Genomic DNA, 17,968 nt, shown 5'->3' with positions numbered 1-17,968 from the left:
GGGAGCGGGAGAAACAAAGATGCCGGATCCGACAGACTGGCAGACAGCCTTGCCCTATCTGCTCGCCGCGCTTGGCGTCGGCTATCTTCTCGGTTCCATACCCTTCGGCCTTCTCATCACGCGCATGGCGGGGCTGGGCGACGTGCGCAACATCGGCTCCGGCAACATCGGCGCGACGAATGTGCTGCGCACGGGACACAAGGGGCTGGCGGCGCTCACCTTGGCTCTCGATGCGCTGAAGGGCACCGCCGCCGTGCTACTGGCCCGTACCTACGGCCTGGACTATGCGCTCGTCGCCGGCTTCGGCGCCTTCATCGGCCATCTCTTCCCGGTCTGGCTCGGCTTCAAGGGCGGCAAGGGCGTGGCGACATATCTCGGCGTTCTTGCGGCCCTTGCATGGCAAGGTGCGGCCGTGTTCGCCGCCGCCTGGCTCGCGGTTGCCTTTATCACGCGCTATTCCTCGCTTGCCGCCCTCGTGGCGGCGGTGTGCGTTCCCGTCGCGCTTTATCTCCTCGGGCTTGTCCAGCCGGCTCAGTTGTTCGTCGTCCTCAGCCTGCTGGTCTTTCTCAAGCACCGGGCCAACATCATCCGCCTTCTTCAGGGTCGCGAGTCGCGCATCGGGGCGGAGGGTTGAGCGCCGGCGCCGAACGCCGGCTCGACGACCGTCAGCGCCGCGCCTGGTTGCGCCTCATCCGTACGGAAAACGTCGGCCCCGCCACCTTCCGCGACCTCATAAACCGCTTCGGCTCGGCCGAGGCTGCCCTCGCCGAGCTCCCGGAGCTTGCCCACAAGGGCGGCGCCCAGCGGATCAGAATCCCGTCCGAGGCGGAAATCGACGCGGAGCTGGACGCCGCGCGTCGGATGGATGCCCGTTTCGTCGCCATCGGGGAGGCGCACTATCCACCGCTTTTGGCGCGCGCCGACAATCCGCCGCCACTGATCGCCGCAAAAGGCCGGCTCGACCTTCTGCGCGCGCCGACCATCGCCATCGTCGGGGCGCGCAACGCCTCGCTCGCCGGTGTCAAGCTGGCGCAGCGCCTCGCCGTGGAGCTTGGGCGTCAAGGTTACCTTGTCGCCTCCGGTCTGGCGCGTGGCATCGACGCCGCCGCCCACAGGGGCAGCATTGAAACCGGCACCGCGGCGGCAATGGCAGGCGGGCTCGACCGGCCCTATCCGCCGGAGAACGACGCGCTGTTCGCCGAGATCGCCGAGCGCGGCGTGGTGCTTTCGGAAATGCCCTTCGGCTGGACGCCGCGCGCCAGGGACTTTCCGCGCCGCAACCGCATCGTCGCCGGAATGGCCTACGGGCTCGTGGTGGTCGAGGCGGCCGGTCGCTCCGGCTCGCTCATCAGCGCCCGGCTGGCCAACGAGATGGGGCGGCTCGTCTTCGCCATACCCGGTTCGCCCCTCGACCCGCGCGCGGCAGGCACCAACAGGCTCCTCAAGGATGGCGCCATCCTGACGACCGGCGCGGACGACATTCTCGAGGCCATCGCTCCGCTCCTCGGCCAAGCGCCGCCGGAGCGCGAGATGGAGGAGCCGTCGGATTCGCTCGCCGCTCCACCGCCGGGCGACGACGAGCGCGCCCGCGTGCTGGAGGCGCTCGGCCCGACGCCCGTCGGCATCGACGAGATCATCCGTCACACAAGGCTTCACCCGGCACAGGTATCCCTGATTCTGCTGGAGCTCGACCTCGCGGGCCGGCTGGAGCGGCACTCAGGTGGAAGCGTTTCGCTGCTCATGGGTGGCCTGTGAGGCCTCCTCCGACTGGATATGGGGCGGACGCTGGCCGCGGAGGATATCGCTAACCTCCACATAGGCCATCTCGATCAGGTAGGTGAGCATGTCGCAGCCCTCCCCCCTTGCCATCAGCGAAAGCTGACCGAGCATTGCCTGTATGTAATCCAAAGTCTCATTGCGTTGCCGTCCAAACGATATCTCGGCCATCCGGCCATACTCCCCTCGCCTCTTGCCCCTGGTATCGCCCTCCTGTCCGCCCCATTTTCACCCTTGCATAGGTGCCGTTCGCTTCCCCGATGCCCTTTGTCCATGGAAGAAAGCATATATACAAATAAATGAAAAAGCGCCGCACCGCACCCAGGAGTTGCATATCCTGCCAACAGCGTGAAATGCGATTGGGGCCTTGACCGCAGAGGAAAGCGCGGCCATGTCACGTGCTGGCCGGGCCTGTGAGGCTTGGAAACGCAATAACGGCACCGCGTTGGTGCCGAACAAGGTAACACCCGTCTATGGATGTCGTCATCGTCGAGTCGCCGGCCAAGGCGAAAACAATCAACAAATACTTGGGTAAGGATTTTAAGGTCCTGGCCTCCTTCGGCCATGTGCGCGACCTGCCCGCCAAGGACGGCTCGGTACGCCCGGACGAGGACTTCGCCATGTCCTGGGCTGTCGACAGCCCGTCCGCGAAGCGCCTCTCCGACATCGCCAAGGCGATGAAGGACGCCGATGGCCTGGTTCTTGCCACCGACCCCGATCGCGAGGGCGAAGCGATCTCCTGGCACGTTCTCGAGGTGCTGCGCCAGAAGCGGGCGCTCAAGGACAAACCCGTGCGCCGCGTCGTCTTCAACGCCATCACCAAGAAGGCCGTTCTCGACGCCATGGCCGAACCGCGCGAGGTGGACGCCTCGCTGGTGGACGCCTATCTGGCGCGCCGCGCGCTCGACTATCTCGTCGGCTTCACGCTGTCGCCCGTCTTGTGGCGCAAATTGCCCGGCGCCCGCTCGGCCGGCCGCGTCCAATCCGTCGCGCTCAGGCTCGTCTGCGACCGCGAGGCCGAGATCGAGCGCTTCATCCGTGAAGACTACTGGCAGATCGCCGCTGCTCTCGACACGCCGCGCAAGGAGACCTTCGAGGCGCGGCTGACGGTTCTCGACGGCAAGAAGCTGCAGAAACTCGACATCAAGAGCCAGGAGGAAGCCGACGGCATCAAGGCCATGCTGGACGGCGCTTCCTACAAGGTGCTCTCCGTCGAGGCCAAACCGACGCGCCGCAATCCCGGCCCGCCCTTCACCACCTCGACCCTGCAGCAGGCCGCTTCCTCGCAGCTCGGCTTTTCCGCCTCGCGCACCATGCAGGTGGCCCAGCGCCTCTACGAGGGCGTGGATATCGGCGGCGAGACCACCGGCCTCATCACCTATATGCGAACCGACGGCGTGCAGATGGCACCCGAGGCGCTGGACCAGGCGCGTGCCGCCGTCGGCAAGACCTTCGGCGAGCGCTACCTGCCGGAGAAGCCGCGGTTCTACTCCGTGAAGGCCAAGAACGCGCAGGAAGCGCACGAGGCCATCCGCCCCACCGACTTCTCGCGCACGCCCGACCAGGTCCGCAAATATGTCGATGCCGACCAGGCGCGCCTCTACGAGATGGTCTGGAAGCGCGCCATCGCCAGCCAGATGCAGGCAGCCGAGATCGAGCGTACGACCGTGGAGATCGAGGCGAAGGGCGATGGTCGCTCGGCCGGCCTGCGCGCTGTCGGCTCCGTCGTCCGCTTCGACGGCTTCCTTGCCGCTTATTCAGAAGTCAAGGAGGACGACAAGGAGGACGAGGAGAACCGCCGCCTGCCGGAGATCAATTCCGGCGAGGTGCTGCAGCGCAACAAGATCGACGTCACCAAGCACACGACGGAGCCGCCGCCGCGCTATTCGGAAGCTTCCCTCATCAAGAAGATGGAGGAACTCGGCATCGGCCGCCCGTCGACCTACGCCGCCACGCTCAAGACCCTGGAAGACCGCGATTATGTGACGATCGACAAGCGCCGGCTGGTGCCGCAGGCCAAGGGCCGCATCGTCACCGCCTTCCTGGAGAACTTTTTCCGGCGCTACGTCGAATACGACTTCACCGCCGACCTTGAGGAAAAGCTCGACGAGATTTCCGATGGCAAGCTTTCCTGGAAGGAGGTGCTGCGCGATTTCTGGCAGGACTTCTCCCGCGCCGTCGGCGATATCAAGGAGTTGCGCGTGACCGACGTGCTCGACGCGCTCAACGAGGAACTGGCCCCGCTGGTCTTCCCGCCGCGCGAGGACGGCGGCGACCCGCGCCTGTGCCCCAAATGCGGTGCCGGCAAATTGTCCCTGAAGCTCGGCCGCTATGGCGCCTTCGTCGGCTGCTCCAACTATCCCGAGTGCGACTATACGCGCCAGCTCGGCGAGAATGGCGAGAACGGCGGCGCGGAAGCCGGCATGGACGGCAACAAGGTGCTGGGCAACGACCCCTATACGGGCGAGGAGATCACGCTGCGATCCGGCCGCTTCGGGCCTTACGTGCAGCGTGGCGAGGGCAAGGAGGCCAAGCGCGCGAGCCTGCCCAAGGGCTGGACGCCCGAAAGCCTCGACCACGAGCGCGCCCTGGCGCTGCTTTCGCTGCCGCGCGACGTCGGCCCGCACCCCGAGACCGGCAAGATGATCTCGGCCGGCATCGGCCGCTACGGTCCCTTCCTCCTGCATGACGGCACCTACGCCAATCTGGAGTCGGTGGAGGAGGTCTTCTCCGTCGGCCTCAACCGTGCCGTCTCGCTCCTCGCGGAGAAGAAGGCGAAAGGCAACGGGCGCGCCACGCCGGCGGCCCTCAAGGACCTCGGGGAACATCCCGACGGCGGCGGCATCATCACCGTGCGCGATGGCCGCTACGGGCCCTATGTCAATTTCGGCAAGGTCAATGCCACCCTGCCCAAGGGGAAGGATCCCATGTCCGTCACCAAGGAAGAAGCACTGGAACTGATCGCCGCCAAGGCAGGCAAGGGCGGCAAGAAACCGGCAGGCCGCAAGGGCCGGAGCTGATCGGTTGGCACGCGGGACCTCACGGCGAGGCAAGACGGCCGCCAAGGTGGAGAGCGGCAATGCGCACCTGCCGTCGCGCGAGGAGGTCCTGCGCTTCATCACCGAAAATCCCGACCGCTCGGGAAAACGCGAGATCGCCAAGGCCTTCAACATCAAGGGCGGCGACCGTATCTGGCTGAAGGACATGCTGCGCGGGCTGCAGGACGAGGGACTGGTGAAAAAGCGGCGCAAGAAGATCCTGCGTCCCGGCGCCCTGCCCCACGTGGTCGTGCTCGACATCTTCTCGCGCGACGCCGAAGGCGGCCTCCTCGCCCGCCCAGCCGAGCCCGACGAGGAGCACGAAGGACCGGCGCCCCTCGTCGCCATCCGCGCCCAGAAGGGCGCCAGGACCGCAGCAGCCGGCATCGGCGACCGGGTGCTTGCCCGCGTCTTTCCCACCGAGGACGAGACCGGGCCGGCCTATACCGGCCGTGTGATGAAGGTGTTCGAGAAGCGCCGGCGCGCCGTGCTCGGCGTCTTCCGCGAACTCCCCGACGGTTCCCTGCGCATCGAGCCGGTGGAGCGGCGACAGCCGGAACTTCTGGTGGACGAGGACTTTCGCAAGGGCGCCAAACACGGCGACCTCGTCGAGGTGGAACCGGTCACGCGCGGCCGCTACGGACTGCCGAAGGCCAAGGTGCTGGAGGTGGTGGGCTCGATCGCCACCGAAAAGGCCGTGTCGCTCATCGCCATCCATGCCCACGAAATCCCGCACATCTTCCCCGACAGCGTGCTGGAAGAGGCCGAAGCCGCCGAGCCTGCTACGACCAAGGGCCGCGAGGACTGGCGCAAGCTGCCGCTCGTCACCATCGATCCGGCCGACGCCAAGGACCATGACGATGCCGTCTTCGCCGAACCCGACCCGGACGAGAAGAACCGCGGCGGCGCGATCGTCACTGTCGCCATCGCCGACGTGGCGCACTATGTGCGGCCGGGCTCCGCCCTCGACCGCGAGGCCTTGAGGCGCGGCAACTCGGTCTATTTCCCCGACCGCGTCGTGCCCATGCTGCCCGAGCGCATCTCCAACGACCTGTGCTCGCTGCGCGAAGGCGAAGCGCGGCCGGCGCTTGCCGTGCGCATGCGCTTTGCGTCCGACGGCCGCAAGATCGGCCACAGCTTCCACCGGGTTATCATGCGCTCCGCCGCCCGTCTCTCCTACAGCCAAACGCAGGCGGCGATCGACGGCCAGCCGGACGACAAGACGGGCCCCCTTCTCGATACGGTTCTGCGCCCTCTGTGGGGCGCCTACGCCATCCTCAAGCGCGGGCGCTCGGCGCGCGAGCCGCTGGAGCTCGACCTGCCTGAACGCAAGATCCTCCTCAAGCCCGACGGCACGGTCGACCGCGTCATAGTGCCGCCGCGCCTCGATGCACACAAGCTCATCGAGGAGTTCATGATCCAGGCCAACGTGGCCGCCGCCGAGACGCTCGAGGCGGCCCGTCAGTCGCTCGTCTACCGCGTTCACGACGAGCCCTCGCTCGCCAAGCAGGAATCCTTGCGGGAGTTCCTTGCCTCTCTCGGCATGTCGCTGGCGCGCGGCGCGGCGTTGCGGCCCGCTCAATTCAACAACATCCTTGCCCGCGTGGAGGGCACCGAGCAGGAGCAACTGGTCAACGAGGTGGTTCTGCGCAGCCAGAGCCAGGCCATCTACACCCCGGAAAACATTGGCCATTTCGGCTTGAATCTGCGCCGCTACGCACATTTCACCTCGCCCATCCGGCGCTATGCCGACCTGATCGTTCACCGGGCGCTGATCGCGGCCAAGGGCTTCGGCGCGGATGGTTTGCGGCCGGAGGACGAGGCGCGCCTGGAGGAGGTTTCAGCCCTCATCTCGGCCACCGAGCGACGCGCCATGGCGGCCGAGCGCGAGACGGTGGACCGGCTCGTGGCCGAGCACCTGGCCCATCGCATCGACGAGGCGTTCTCCGCCCGCATCTCCGGCGTGACCAAGGCCGGCATCTTCGTGCTCCTGCCCGAATACGGCGCCGACGGTTTCATTCCGGTCTCGTCTCTCGGCGATGACTACTATATCTACGACGAGCCACGCCATGCGCTGGTCGGCCAGAGAAGCGGACGAGGATACCAGCTCGGCGACGGCGTCGACGTCCGCCTTGTCGAGGTGGCACCCTTGGCCGGCACCATGCGCTTCGAAATGATCAGCGAGCCCGAGCACCTTCCCGGCTCCTCGAAGTCGCTGCACAAGGCGAAGCGCGGCACGACAAGGACTGCCAGGCGCGCGGCCCAGCGTCCGCCAAAGGCCAGGAGACGATGATGGAAGAACGGGTGTTCGGAGCCAAGGAAGCGGCAGCGCCGGCGCGGCCTGTCTACGAGGCGATGCGGCGCGGCTTCTTCGGCAAGTGCCCCCATTGCGGGCGCGGCCGGCTCTTCCGCGCCTTCCTGAAGACGGTTGACGAGTGCCCGGCCTGCGGCGAGGAGATCAGCCACCACCGCGCCGACGACCTGCCCGCCTATCTGGTGATCGTCATCGTCGGCCATGTGGTGGTCGGCGCCTTCATGGGCGTGCAGGCGATGACGGACTGGCCGACCTGGCTACATATGGCCATCTGGGCGCCGCTGACGCTCTTGATGTCGCTCGCCCTCATCGGCCCCGTGAAGGGCGCCGTCGTCGGCCTGCAATGGGCGTTGCGCATGCACGGCTTCGGCGGCGAGGACGATATCGTCGAAACCCATCCCGAGCGCTGACATGGCCTCCGGGAGGGCGCGCATGGAGGGGATGACGCGAGCCGAGGTCGACGCCGCCGAATCGCGCGATTTCTCCCTTGGCGGCCGGCCCATGCGGCCGCGCGACGCCGCCACGCTCATCGTCATCGAGCGGCGCGCGGGTAAGCCTTTCGTGCTGATGGGCCGCCGGCACCGCCGCCACGCCTTCATGCCCGGCCGCTTCGTCTTCCCCGGTGGCCGCACGGACCCGACGGACAGCCGCGTTCCCGTCGCCCGGCCGCTGCACCCGGACGAAGAGGCCAAGCTGATCGGCCTCGGGGCCCGCGCTACCGCCGCGCGCGCCCGTGCCATCGCGCTCTCGGCCCTGCGCGAGACGTTTGAGGAAGCGGGCCTCCTCATCGGGCGCAAGGGGGCCTTCTCGACAAAAAACCGGCACTGGCAGGGTTTCGCCGACCACGGCATAAAACCCTCGCTCGACGGGTTGCGCTACATCGCCCGCGCCATCACCCCGCCCGGCCGCGTGCGCCGCTTCGACACGCGGTTCCTCGCCGCCTGGCGCGATGAGGTTGCAGTGGAGCTTGCCGACGGCGGGCCGACGGACGAGTTGGAGGAGATCGTCTGGCTGCCGATCGGCGAAGCCATGCAGGCCGAGGTCCCCACCATCACCCGCACCGTGCTCGATGACCTGGACAAGCGCCTTGCCGCCGACCCCGGGCTTTCACCGGGCGGCCCGGTGCCTTTCTATTTCATGCGGGCGAACCGGTTCGTGCGCGTGATGCTGTAGGAACGGCGGCCCTCTCTCCCTGCGCACTTGACATTCCGGGCATTGTCTTTATGTGTCCGGCGAGTTTTCCGCGCGCCCTGCCGCGACCGTCGACGGGCCGCCATCTTCATCACCAGAAACGGACGAATGCCATGGCCAAGGCCACGACCATCAAGATCAAACTCCAGTCGACGGCAGACACGGGCTACTTCTACGTCGCCAAGAAGAACAGCCGCACGATGACGGAGAAGATGACCAAGCGCAAATACGACCCGGTGGCGCGTAAGCACGTCGAATTCAAGGAAGCGAAGATCAAGTAGCTTCCGCTGCCCTCCATGCATGCAGGCGGCGCCCATCGGGCGCCGTTTTTCATTGTGCAGATTTTGTATGGAGGCATGGCCCGTGCATGAGCCGGCTGACAATCGATTACCCGTATCCGTTGTAGGGAAATGGGGGCCGGTCGGCGATCTGGCAGCGGTACGAGGAGGCCACTTACGCCAGCGCCGGCCGGCCAACCCCACGGACCCAGGAGATGCGGCGGACCTGAGCATCATGGGGTATCAGAAGGACGTAACCGCCTGTCCCCACGAGCGGTTCGTCCACCATCGGTTGCGACACTCGCGCAAGTACTCAAGAAAATCAACACTTACTTAACCATCGTGATCGATTGATTCTCGTTAGGGTAAACGCGTAACCATACGGGACGGGTTCAGGCTGCCGGCGCGACCACGCGGTTGCGCCCCCGTGTCTTGGCTTCGTAGAGCGCGAGATCGGCCCGCTTCATCAGCGCCCCCACCGTGTCTCCCGGCATCCTCGTGGAGGCGACGCCGAGGCTTGCGGTGACGTCGATCGCGTGATCGCCCTGGCCGCTCGGGAACGGTCCGCTGGCAATCTCGGCGCGGATACGCTCGGCCACCTTCTCCGCCACGACGAGTTCGGTGTCCGGCATGACGACGACGAACTCCTCACCACCGTAACGGCAAACGAGGTCGATGCCGCGCAGGTTCTTGCGCAGCCGCCCGGCAAACGCCTTGAGGATAGTGTCTCCGGCATCGTGCCCAAAGGTGTCGTTGATGGATTTGAAGCGGTCGATGTCGGCCATCATGATGGAAAGCGGCCGCTTGCGCGCCGTCGAGCGGTCGAACAGGCTCTGCAGATGGCTGTCGAGATAGCGCCGGTTGTGCAGGCCCGTCAGCGGATCGGTGACCGCCATTTCCACCGTTTGCGCGACACTGGAGCGCAAGCTGTCGTTGTAGCGCTTGCGCCGGATCTGGGTGCGCAGGCGGGCGATCAGTTCCTGGCGCTCGACCGGGCGCAGAACGTAGTCGTTCACCGCGAGCTCCAGCCCGCGGACGATGCGCTCCTCATCGCCCTCGCCCGCCAAAAGAACGATGGGCACCAGGCGCGTCGATTCGATCGCGCGGAGCTGCGAGCAAAGCCGCAGCGGGTCGTAGTCGGCAAAGCCCGTGGACACCATGATGCACTCATAGGCGCCCTCGACCGCCCGGCGGAGACCGGCCTGCGGCTCCTCCGCCACGTCGACGTCGAAAGTGCCCTGCAAGAGCCGCTTGATGCGCCGCCCGGTGGCGGCATCGTCATCCAACAGGAGCACGCTCGGCGTCTCCTCGGCGTCGCCGCTCTTCTTCTCGAGGAGCTGCTCGATGCCGATGTTGCGCGTCGTGGCGGCGCGCAGGCGCAATTCGTCCGTCAGCGCCTTCAGCCGGACCAGGCTTTTCACCCTTGTGAGAAGCTGCAGGTCTTTCGCCGGTTTGGTAAGAAAGTCGTCGGCGCCGGCCTCAAGCCCGCGGACGCGGTCGGCCGGCTGGCCGAGCGCCGTGACCATGATAACGGGAATATGCGTGGTCGCCGGATCGGATTTCAGGCGGCGGCAGACCTCGAAGCCATCCATACCCGGCATCATGACGTCGAGCAGCACCACGTCGACCTTGCTGCACTCGCAGATCTCGATGGCGTCCTGGCCGGAGCGCGCCGTCACCACCTCGTAGTACTCGGCCAGAAGCCGCGCTTCGAGCAGCCGCAGATTTGCGGCGATGTCGTCGACGACGAGGATGCGGGCTGTCATGGCCGCCTCCGACTGTACTTTCCCGCCGCATTCATCACGCGTCACCGAGGTAGGATTTGATGGTGTCGATAAAATTGGTCACCGAGATCGGCTTCGAGATATAGGCCTCGCAGCCGCCCTGGCGGATGCGCTCCTCATCCCCCTTCATGGCAAAGGCCGTGACGGCGATGACGGGAATGGAATGCAGTTCGTCGTCCTCCTTCAGCCATTTGGTGACTTCCAGGCCCGAGACTTCGGGAAGCTGAATGTCCATGAGAATGAGGTCGGGGCGGTGATCGCGCGCCAGATCCAGCGCCTGCAGGCCGTTGCGCGTGCGCACGGTCTCGTAGCCGCTGGCCTCAATAAGGTCGCGGAAGAGCTTCATGTTGAGCTCGTTGTCCTCGACGATCATGACCTTTTTCGGCATTGGACCCCCATACCGCTGGCACGCCCCTTCCCGCCAAGGCTGGTGCGGGCGCTTTTGCCGGTGTCCCCACCGCTTTATGGCATGATTTGCTTTACGAAAAGAAAAAGTATCCTTTCTGAATTGATCGGTTCAAGCGGGAATGCCCGCTTTTCGTCGCCGCTTGCGCCGCTCCGTCTTTGCCATTATCGCATCGGCGAACCTTTCAAGAAGATCGAGGACGCGCTCCCATGCACCACGAACAGGCCGAAGCGATCGCCATTCAGGCGCTCTCCTTCATCGCTTCCGATGCGGAGCTTCTGCCCCGCTTCCTGGCGCTGACGGGCATCGAGGTCGGGCAAATCCGGCAGGCGGCGAACGAGCCGGGCTTCCTCGCCGGGGTGCTGCAGTTCGTGCTCGCGCACGAGCCCACGCTCCTCGCCTTCAGCGAGCAAGGCGGCGTGCCGCCGCAGGACGTGGCGGCCGCGCACAGGCAACTTCCCCTCGGCGAGGGGGACTGGGATATCCAGCCCTGACCGCGGTCTAGATCCGTTCATCTCCGCTTTTCCTGGAATTGTTCTGGCAACGGCCGCGCTCACAGCGCCAGCCGCATCAGGGGCCGGCCTATCTTGCGTTCGATCACCTCGCTGAACCCCGCCTTGTCGAAAACGCGGCGCGAGCCGACGAAAAGGCCGATGGAGCGCGAATCCCTGGATTGCGTCATCGGGCAGGCTTCGAGAACGCGCGCGCCTTCCGCGCGGGCGAAATCGATGCCGGCGCGCACCAGCGCGTGGGTGTGTCCGCGTCCGCGGGCGCTCGTGCGGATGAAGAAGCAGGAGATGGCCCATACGGCCGGGTCGTCCGCCGGCGCGTCGTCCACAGGCGCGGAGACGCGGCCGCGATTGTTCCACTCCGGCACGTCGAGGCGCGGGCCGATCTGCATCCAGCCGTCCGCTCTCTCGTGATCGAGCAGCAAAAGCCCCGGCGGCGGCCCCGCCTCCACCCGCTCACGGATATGGTCCTTGTTGCGCTGGCGGTCGTTTTCCCGCCGCACCGCCGGCGGCAGGCGGAAATGGGTGCACCAGCAGCCGTAGCAGGCACCATGCTTGCCGAACAAATCCTCGAAAGCCGGCCAAAGCTCCGGCGTCAACGGGACGATGGAAACCGTCACGCTCCCTCTCCTCTGCTTGTGCTGGCGTGCGCGTTGCTCTATTATTCTGTTCCCTTTGTGTTCTCATAAGCTGCCATGGCTGTCAACGCTTCCGTGCACGGCATTTGCCGCGACTGCCTCTCCCGTGCCGGTTCGGGGGAACGCCGCTGTGGGGCGTGCGCCAGCCCGCGCGTGCTCCATCACGAGGAACTCGGCGCCCTTCCGCTCGCCCATATCGACTGCGACGCCTTCTATGCGGCGGTGGAAAAGCGCGACAACCCGGCCCTGCGCGACAAGCCGGTGATCATCGGCGGGGGCAAGCGCGGCGTCGTCTCCACCTGCTGCTACATCGCCCGCATCAACGGCGTGCGCTCGGCGATGCCCATGTTCAAGGCGCTGGAGGCCTGTCCCGAGGCCATCGTCATCAAGCCGGACATGGAGAAATACGCACGCGTCGGGCGCCAGGTGCGGGAGATGATGCTGGCGCTGACCCCGCTGGTGGAGCCTCTGTCCATCGACGAGGCCTTCCTGGACCTTTCCGGTACGGAGCGGCTGCACGGGGCGGAGCCGGCCTTCGTGCTTGCCCGCTTCGCAAGACAGGTCGAGGACGAGATCGGGATCACCGTCTCCGTCGGCCTCTCCTACTGCAAGTTTCTCGCCAAGGTGGCCTCCGATATGAACAAGCCGCGCGGCTTCTCCGTCATCGGCCGCGCCGAGGCGCTCTCCTTCCTGGCCGCGCAGCCCGTGACGATCATCTGGGGCGTCGGCAAGGCCTTCGCGGCGACGCTGGCCAATGACGGCATCCGCACCATCGACCAGCTGCAGCGCATGGAGCGCGCCGACCTCATGCGCCGTTACGGCACGATGGGCGACCGGCTCTACCGGCTGTCGCGCGGCATGGACACACGCACCGTGGAGCCGCGCGGCGAGGCGAAGAGCGTGTCGTCGGAGACCACCTTCGACAAGGACATCGCCGCCTTCGAGGAGCTGGTGCCGGTGCTGAGGGCTTTGTCGGAGCGTGTCTCGGCGCGGCTGAAGAAGGCGGAGATCGCCGGGCGCACCGTGGTCCTGAAGCTGAAGACCGCGGACTTCCGCATCCGCACGCGCAACCGGCAACTGGGCGACCCGACGCGGCTTGCCGACCGCATCTTCCACACCGGCCTCGACATGCTGAAGCGCGAGGCCGACGGCACCCGCTTCCGCCTCATCGGCATCGGCGTCGCCGACCTGACCGAGGCGGCCAAGGCCGACCCGCCGGATCTCGTCGACCATCTGTCGCACAAGCGGGCGCTCGCCGAAGGGGCGATCGACAGCCTGCGGGAGAAATACGGGCGCGAGGCGGTGGAGACGGGCTATACGTTCGGCCGGGCGAAAAGGGCGCGGCCGCAGCGGGATGGGGGCGAGTAGCGCGGGGAACGGCGAAGCCTGCAAAAATGCCCATATGCGACTGCCCGGCAGGGCATGGCGATTGCTCCTCTCTGCGCTTCCAGGAAAGTGAGGGCGCGTTTCATCCTTACCACGCCCGGTTTTTCACGCCGTCTGGCCTCTAAGCTCGTTGAAATGCTCCGCCGAAAGCCGGCGCGCGGCCCACGCGTCATGAGGTATCGGGGCTCTCCAGCGCATAGAGGGCCAGCGAATGGGCGTGCGCGAGGATCTCGTCGACCTCGCGGATGTTGCGAGGGCGGATTTCGGACGGGTCGAAGCGGGACAGCCGGCCGCCGGGCGGCCGGCCGCCGCGCAGCGGTGCGGTGCGGCGCGTAAGCCCCAGATCGCGGCGCGCCTTCCAGCGGGCAAAGCGCCTGGCCTGCCCCGGCAGATCGTCAAGGGCAGCAAGCAGTGCCGCGAGGCGCTGGCCAAGACGCGCGGCGCTGACGGGATCATCGCGGGAGGGCGGCTGCGGGAGGGCAGACGGCTCGATGACGCCGGGAAACAGGATGCGCGGGACGGCGCGCGCCGGCCCATGGCGGCCCTGCGTCGGGGTATGCGGCAACGGGTCGAAGAGCGGCAGGCTCAAGCTTCGCGGACGGGCGGGAGCGGCGGCCCGCCTCGCTTCCGCCCTCGCTCTGCGCGCTGCGGCGGACAGGTCGGCGGGCGAGGCCATCACGGCGATGCCGAGGCTGCGCAGGAGCGGCGCCGGGCTTGCGGGTTTCGGCTTGCGCGGGGGCGGCAGACAGACGACCAGACCGCGCGCGGCGGCGATGACCAGCCGCCGCGCGGCGGCCTCAGTCGGGCGCAGCAGGCTGAGGATGGCGCGCCAGAGATGGCGGGGCAGGGTCTTTCGCGGCTCGCCCTCGGCCCGCGCCTCGGGATGAGGACCCACGGCCGGCCCGGCCATGGCCACGAGGGAAGCGACGATGCGCTTCAGCGCCTCGCGATCTTGCTCGATTGCTGCCCGTCCGTCCATCGCCGCCTCCATTCTTCAGGCGGCGGATTATCGCATGGGTCGGGAGGGGCGTGAATGGAGATAGGAAAACATTCCTGACAGATGCTGACAAGCATGCAACACCCGCCGGGACATTTCCCGCCGCTCCCGCGCCGGTCTCAGACCAGCTCCACGTCCACCACCCCCGGCACGGCGCGCATGGCGGCGGCGAGTTGGGGGGAGATGCGGTAGCGGTCGGGCAGGCCGATCTCGACCTCGCCCTGCCCGCCTTCCTTGATGACGATGAGGCTTACCTGGCCCTCGCCGCGGCCCTTGAGCTGGGAGGAGATGGCACTGAGGGGGGCGGCGTCGCGCAGGTAGACGCGCAGCGCCTTCTGCATGCGGCTTGCCTCTTCCTCCAGCGACTGGACGGTCTGGATGCGCAGGTTCACGCCCTCCGGGCGGTCCTCGGCGGAGACCATGATGACGACCGAACTGCCCGGCTCCAGAAGGTCGCGGTACTGGTGGAGGGTTTCGGAGAAGAGCACGGCCTCGTACTGGCCGGTGGCATCGGAGAACTGGACGATGCCCATCTTGTTGCCGGTGCGGGTCTTGCGCTCCTGCCTGGTCGTCACCGTGCCGGCGAGGCGGCCGGCGGTGGCGCCGTGCTTGACGGCGGCCTGGAAGGCGGACCAGCTCTGCACCCGCATCTTCTCGAGCGTCGGCAGATAGTCGTCCAGCGGATGGGCGGAGAGGTAGCAGCCGACGACCTGGAACTCGCGGTGCAGTTTTTCGGCCGGCAGCCAGGGCTCGCAGGCCGGCAGGTGAAGCTTCTGCGGCTCCATCGCGGCGAGGCCGAAGATATCCCCCTGCCCCATCGCCGCGTCCTCGGCCGCCCGCGCCGCCATGCCCATCAGGCGGTCGACGCCGGAAAAGAGGGCGGCGCGGTCGTGGCCGAAACAATCGAAGGCGCCGGCGCAAATGAGGCTTTCCAGAACGCGCTTGCCGACGATGCGGGGATCGACGCGGGCGCAGAAATCCTCGAGGTTTTCGAAGGGTTTCTCGTTGCGCTTCTCGACGATGTGCTCCACGGCGGCATCGCCGGCGCCCTTGATGGCGGCAAGCGAATAGTAGATGCGGTTCTCGCCCACCTCGAAATCGCGGTAGCTGGTCAAGACCGAGGGCAGCACGACCTCGATGCCGAGGCGCATGGCGTCGCGCCGGAAATCGTTGAGCTTGTCCGAGTTGGCCATGTCGTAGGTCATGGACGCGGCCAGGAACTCGACCGGGTAATGCGCCTTCAGATAGGCCGTCTGGTAGGAGACGATGGCGTAGGCGGCGGCGTGCGACTTGTTGAAGCCGTAGTCGGCGAACTTGGCGAGAAGATCGAAGATGAAATCGGCCTGCGCCTTCTCCAGGCCGCGCTCGACGGCGCCCTCGACGAAGCGCACGCGCTGCTGGTCCATCTCGGCGCGGATCTTCTTGCCCATGGCGCGGCGCAGGAGGTCGGCTTCGCCGAGGGAGTAGCCCGAAAGCTCCTGGGCGATCTGCATCACCTGCTCCTGGTAGACGATGACGCCTTGCGTCTCCTTCACCAGGTGGTCGATCTTCGGGTGGATGGAGGCGGTCTCCTCCTCGCCGTGCTTGCGGGCGTTGTAGGTGGGGATGTTCTCCATCGGGCCGGGGCGGTACAGCGCAACAAGGGCGATGATGTCCTCGATGCGGTCGGGCTTCATGCCGATCAGCGCCTTGCGCATGCCCGCACTTTCAACCTGGAAGACGCCGACCGTCTCGCCGCGCGACAGCATGGCGTAGGTTTCCGCATCGTCGAGGGGGATCTTCGACAGGTCGATCTCGATACCGCGGCGACGGATGAGCTTTACCGCCTTTTCGAGCACCGTGAGCGTTTTCAGGCCGAGGAAGTCGAACTTGACGAGGCCCGCATCCTCGACCTTCTTCATGTTGAATTGGGTGACCGGCATGTCGGAGCGCGGGTCGCGGTACATGGGCACCAGTTCCCAGAGCGGCCGGTCGCCGATGACGATGCCGGCGGCGTGGGTGGAGGCGTGGCGGTAGAGGCCTTCGAGCTTCTGGGCGATCTCCAGCAACTGGCCGACGATCGGCTCCTTCTCCACCTCCTCGGCGAAGCGCGGCTCGTCCTCGATCGCCTTGCCGAGCGGCGTCGGGTTGGCCGGGTTGGAGGGCACCATCTTGCACAGGCGGTCGACCTGGCCGTAGGGCATTTGTAATACGCGACCTACGTCGCGGAGGACGGCGCGGGCCTGCAGCGTTCCGAAGGTGATGATCTGGGCCACCTGGTCGCGGCCGTATTTCTCCTGCACGTAGCGGATCACCTCGTCGCGGCGGTCCTGGCAGAAGTCGATGTCGAAGTCGGGCATCGACACGCGGTCGGGGTTCAGGAAGCGCTCGAAGAGCAGGGAGAAGCGAAGCGGGTCGACGTCGGTGATGGTGAGGGCGTAGGCGACGAGGGAGCCGGCGCCCGAACCGCGGCCGGGGCCGACGGGGATACTTTTAGCCTTGGCCCACTTGATGAAGTCGGCAACGATGAGGAAGTAGCCGGGATACTTCATGCGCTCGATGATGCCGAGCTCGTGTTCCAGGCGCTCGACATATTCCTCGCGGGCGTGGCCTTCGGCCAGCCCTTGCGTGGCGAGCCGCATCTCCAGGCCTTCGCGCGCCTGGCGGCGCAGCTCGTCGGCCTCCGCCTTCAGCGCGGCCTCGGCATCCTCGGTGTCGCCGCCGGCAAAGCGCGGCAGGATGGGGTCGCGGGTCTTCGGGTAGTAGGAGCAGCGCAGCGCGATCTCGACCGTGTTGTCGACCGCTTCGGGCAGATCGGCGAAGAGCCTTGCCATCTCGGCCTGGCCCTTCAGGTGATTGTCGGGCGTGAGGCGGCGGCGGTCGTCCATGGCGATGACGGCGCCCTCGGCGATGGCGATCAGCGCGTCGTGGGCCTCGAAATCGTCGCGCGCGGGGAAGAAGGCCTCGTTGGTGGCGACCAGCGGCAGGTCGCGCCGAAAGGCAAGTTCGACGGTTGCCGCTTCAAGCGCGCGGTCGTAGCCTTCGAGGCGCTCCAATTCGACGTAGAGCCGGTCGCCGTAGGTCTCCTTCAGGAAGGAAAGACGCGCCTCGGCCACCTCCGGGCGCTCGGCCTTGAACGCCGCCCCCACCGGGCCGCGCGGGCCGCCGGTGAGGCAGATGATGCCGTCGCTATGCTCGGCAAGCCAGTCGGCGGCCACATGGACGGCGGTGCCCGCCTCGTTGTCGAGATAGGCGCGGCTGACGAGGCGGACGAGGTTCGTATAGCCGGTCTCGTTCGCCGCGATCAGCACCAGCGGCTCGTATTCGGCGACGGCCTTGCGGCCGTTCGCGCGCCGCGCCTCGCTGAGCGCATCCTCGAAGGCGACGGCGAGCTGGCAGCCGATGATCGGCTGCACGCCCTCCTTCACCGCCTTCTGGGCGAACTCCAGGGCGCCGAAGAGGTTGTTGGTGTCGGTGACGGCGATGGCCGGCGCCTCGTCGTCGACGGCATGGCCGATGATCTTGCCGAGCGGCAGGGCGCCTTCGAGCAGCGAATAGGCCGAATGCACGCGCAGATGGATGAACGGACGCTCCGGCCGTCGCTTCTCGCGCTCCGCTTCCAGCAGGATCGGGTCGCGCTGTCGCCTGTCGGTTGCCATGTCGCTCCGCACC

At 66.9% G+C, this 17,968-nt stretch carries 15 protein-coding genes; 9 read left to right on the top strand and 6 right to left on the bottom strand.

Annotated elements, in window-relative coordinates; genetic code table 11:
* Nucleotides 1-19 precede the first annotated feature (19 nt).
* Both plsY and dprA read left to right on the top strand, forming a co-directional pair.
* Nucleotides 20-634: a glycerol-3-phosphate 1-O-acyltransferase PlsY gene (gene plsY / locus GM910_RS05100; protein WP_159586433.1), complete on the top strand. Its 615-nt coding sequence runs from the start codon at nt 20-22 to the stop codon at nt 632-634.
* Nucleotides 631-1,755, top strand: a complete 1,125-nt coding sequence (gene dprA, locus GM910_RS05095) for a DNA-processing protein DprA (RefSeq protein ID WP_159586432.1) — start codon at nt 631-633, stop codon at nt 1,753-1,755. Before plsY ends, dprA begins: the two co-directional genes overlap by 4 nt.
* Here the strand turns inward: dprA and GM910_RS05090 are convergent.
* Entirely contained in the window at nt 1,717-1,947 is a 231-nt protein-coding gene (locus tag GM910_RS05090) for a hypothetical protein (protein WP_159586431.1), read from the bottom strand. The genes dprA and GM910_RS05090 overlap by 39 nt on opposite strands.
* Nucleotides 1,948-2,249: 302 nt before the next feature.
* Between GM910_RS05090 and topA the strand changes: the two genes are divergently transcribed.
* From topA to rpmG, 5 genes are all read left to right on the top strand, one after another.
* The gene (topA, locus tag GM910_RS05085) at nt 2,250-4,796 is read left to right on the top strand and encodes a type I DNA topoisomerase (RefSeq protein ID WP_159586430.1); all 2,547 of its coding nucleotides are present in this window, start codon (nt 2,250-2,252) and stop codon (nt 4,794-4,796) included.
* A 4-nt stretch (nt 4,797-4,800) separates the two neighbouring features.
* The gene (gene rnr / locus GM910_RS05080; RefSeq protein ID WP_159586429.1) at nt 4,801-7,107 is read left to right on the top strand and encodes a ribonuclease R; all 2,307 of its coding nucleotides are present in this window, start codon (nt 4,801-4,803) and stop codon (nt 7,105-7,107) included.
* Complete coding sequence (locus tag GM910_RS05075) at nt 7,107-7,538, top strand: DUF983 domain-containing protein (RefSeq protein WP_159586428.1); 432 nt, start codon at nt 7,107-7,109, stop codon at nt 7,536-7,538. Before rnr ends, GM910_RS05075 begins: the two co-directional genes overlap by 1 nt.
* A 22-nt stretch (nt 7,539-7,560) precedes the next feature.
* Nucleotides 7,561-8,301, top strand: a complete 741-nt coding sequence (locus GM910_RS05070; RefSeq protein ID WP_159586427.1) for an NUDIX hydrolase — start codon at nt 7,561-7,563, stop codon at nt 8,299-8,301.
* A gap of 131 nt (nt 8,302-8,432) precedes the next feature.
* Entirely contained in the window at nt 8,433-8,600 is a 168-nt protein-coding gene (gene rpmG / locus GM910_RS05065; RefSeq protein ID WP_159586426.1) for a 50S ribosomal protein L33, read from the top strand.
* 389 nt (nt 8,601-8,989) lie between these two features.
* Here the strand turns inward: rpmG and GM910_RS05060 are convergent, their stop codons facing one another.
* Complete coding sequence (locus GM910_RS05060) at nt 8,990-10,363, bottom strand: PleD family two-component system response regulator (RefSeq protein ID WP_159586425.1); 1,374 nt, start codon at nt 10,361-10,363, stop codon at nt 8,990-8,992.
* 34 nt (nt 10,364-10,397) lie between these two features.
* Nucleotides 10,398-10,769, bottom strand: a complete 372-nt coding sequence (locus tag GM910_RS05055) for a response regulator (protein ID WP_159586424.1) — start codon at nt 10,767-10,769, stop codon at nt 10,398-10,400.
* Nucleotides 10,770-10,996: 227 nt separating this feature from the next.
* On the opposite strand from GM910_RS05055, the gene GM910_RS05050 reads away from it, so the two are divergent.
* Nucleotides 10,997-11,281, top strand: coding sequence for a DUF3572 domain-containing protein (locus tag GM910_RS05050; protein WP_159586423.1), 285 nt, complete (start codon nt 10,997-10,999; stop codon nt 11,279-11,281).
* A 59-nt stretch (nt 11,282-11,340) separates the two neighbouring features.
* On the opposite strand, the gene GM910_RS05045 is transcribed toward GM910_RS05050, so the two are convergent.
* Nucleotides 11,341-11,916 (bottom strand): GNAT family N-acetyltransferase, encoded by a 576-nt coding sequence (locus GM910_RS05045; RefSeq protein ID WP_159586422.1) that lies wholly within the window; start codon nt 11,914-11,916, stop codon nt 11,341-11,343.
* Nucleotides 11,917-11,991: 75 nt separating this feature from the next.
* On the opposite strand from GM910_RS05045, the gene GM910_RS05040 reads away from it, so the two are divergent.
* Nucleotides 11,992-13,302 carry a DNA polymerase IV gene (locus GM910_RS05040; protein WP_159586421.1) on the top strand — a complete coding sequence of 437 codons (1,311 nt, stop codon included), beginning with the start codon at nt 11,992-11,994 and terminating at the stop codon, nt 13,300-13,302.
* 187 nt (nt 13,303-13,489) lie between these two features.
* Here the strand turns inward: GM910_RS05040 and GM910_RS05035 are convergent, their stop codons facing one another.
* Together GM910_RS05035 and dnaE are read right to left on the bottom strand one after the other, a co-directional pair.
* Nucleotides 13,490-14,299: a hypothetical protein gene (locus tag GM910_RS05035; RefSeq protein ID WP_159586420.1), complete on the bottom strand. Its 810-nt coding sequence runs from the start codon at nt 14,297-14,299 to the stop codon at nt 13,490-13,492.
* 137 nt (nt 14,300-14,436) lie between these two features.
* The gene (dnaE, locus tag GM910_RS05030) at nt 14,437-17,955 is read right to left on the bottom strand and encodes a DNA polymerase III subunit alpha (RefSeq protein ID WP_159586419.1); all 3,519 of its coding nucleotides are present in this window, start codon (nt 17,953-17,955) and stop codon (nt 14,437-14,439) included.
* Nucleotides 17,956-17,968 lie beyond the last annotated feature (13 nt).

The sequence above is a fragment of the Chelativorans xinjiangensis genome (assembly GCF_009812055.1).
GTDB classification, from domain to species: Bacteria; Pseudomonadota; Alphaproteobacteria; order Rhizobiales; family Rhizobiaceae; genus Chelativorans; species Chelativorans xinjiangense.
Note: the sequence above shows the minus strand (reverse complement) of the source record. Positions and strands in the feature narration are given on the sequence as shown.

Excerpts from the sequence above, each read along its gene's own strand:
- plsY (WP_159586433.1), top strand. The coding sequence starts at position 20 with ATGCCGGATCCGACAGACTGGCAGACAGCCTTGCCCTATCTGCTCGCC.
- GM910_RS05090 (WP_159586431.1), bottom strand. The coding sequence starts at position 1,947 with ATGGCCGAGATATCGTTTGGACGGCAACGCAATGAGACTTTGGATTAC.
- topA (WP_159586430.1), top strand. The coding sequence starts at position 2,250 with ATGGATGTCGTCATCGTCGAGTCGCCGGCCAAGGCGAAAACAATCAAC.
- GM910_RS05075 (WP_159586428.1), top strand. The coding sequence starts at position 7,107 with ATGGAAGAACGGGTGTTCGGAGCCAAGGAAGCGGCAGCGCCGGCGCGG.
- GM910_RS05070 (WP_159586427.1), top strand. The coding sequence starts at position 7,561 with ATGGAGGGGATGACGCGAGCCGAGGTCGACGCCGCCGAATCGCGCGAT.
- rpmG (WP_159586426.1), top strand. The coding sequence starts at position 8,433 with ATGGCCAAGGCCACGACCATCAAGATCAAACTCCAGTCGACGGCAGAC.
- GM910_RS05060 (WP_159586425.1), bottom strand. The coding sequence starts at position 10,363 with ATGACAGCCCGCATCCTCGTCGTCGACGACATCGCCGCAAATCTGCGG.
- GM910_RS05055 (WP_159586424.1), bottom strand. The coding sequence starts at position 10,769 with ATGCCGAAAAAGGTCATGATCGTCGAGGACAACGAGCTCAACATGAAG.
- GM910_RS05050 (WP_159586423.1), top strand. The coding sequence starts at position 10,997 with ATGCACCACGAACAGGCCGAAGCGATCGCCATTCAGGCGCTCTCCTTC.
- GM910_RS05040 (WP_159586421.1), top strand. The coding sequence starts at position 11,992 with ATGGCTGTCAACGCTTCCGTGCACGGCATTTGCCGCGACTGCCTCTCC.
- GM910_RS05035 (WP_159586420.1), bottom strand. The coding sequence starts at position 14,299 with ATGGACGGACGGGCAGCAATCGAGCAAGATCGCGAGGCGCTGAAGCGC.
- dnaE (WP_159586419.1), bottom strand. The coding sequence starts at position 17,955 with ATGGCAACCGACAGGCGACAGCGCGACCCGATCCTGCTGGAAGCGGAG.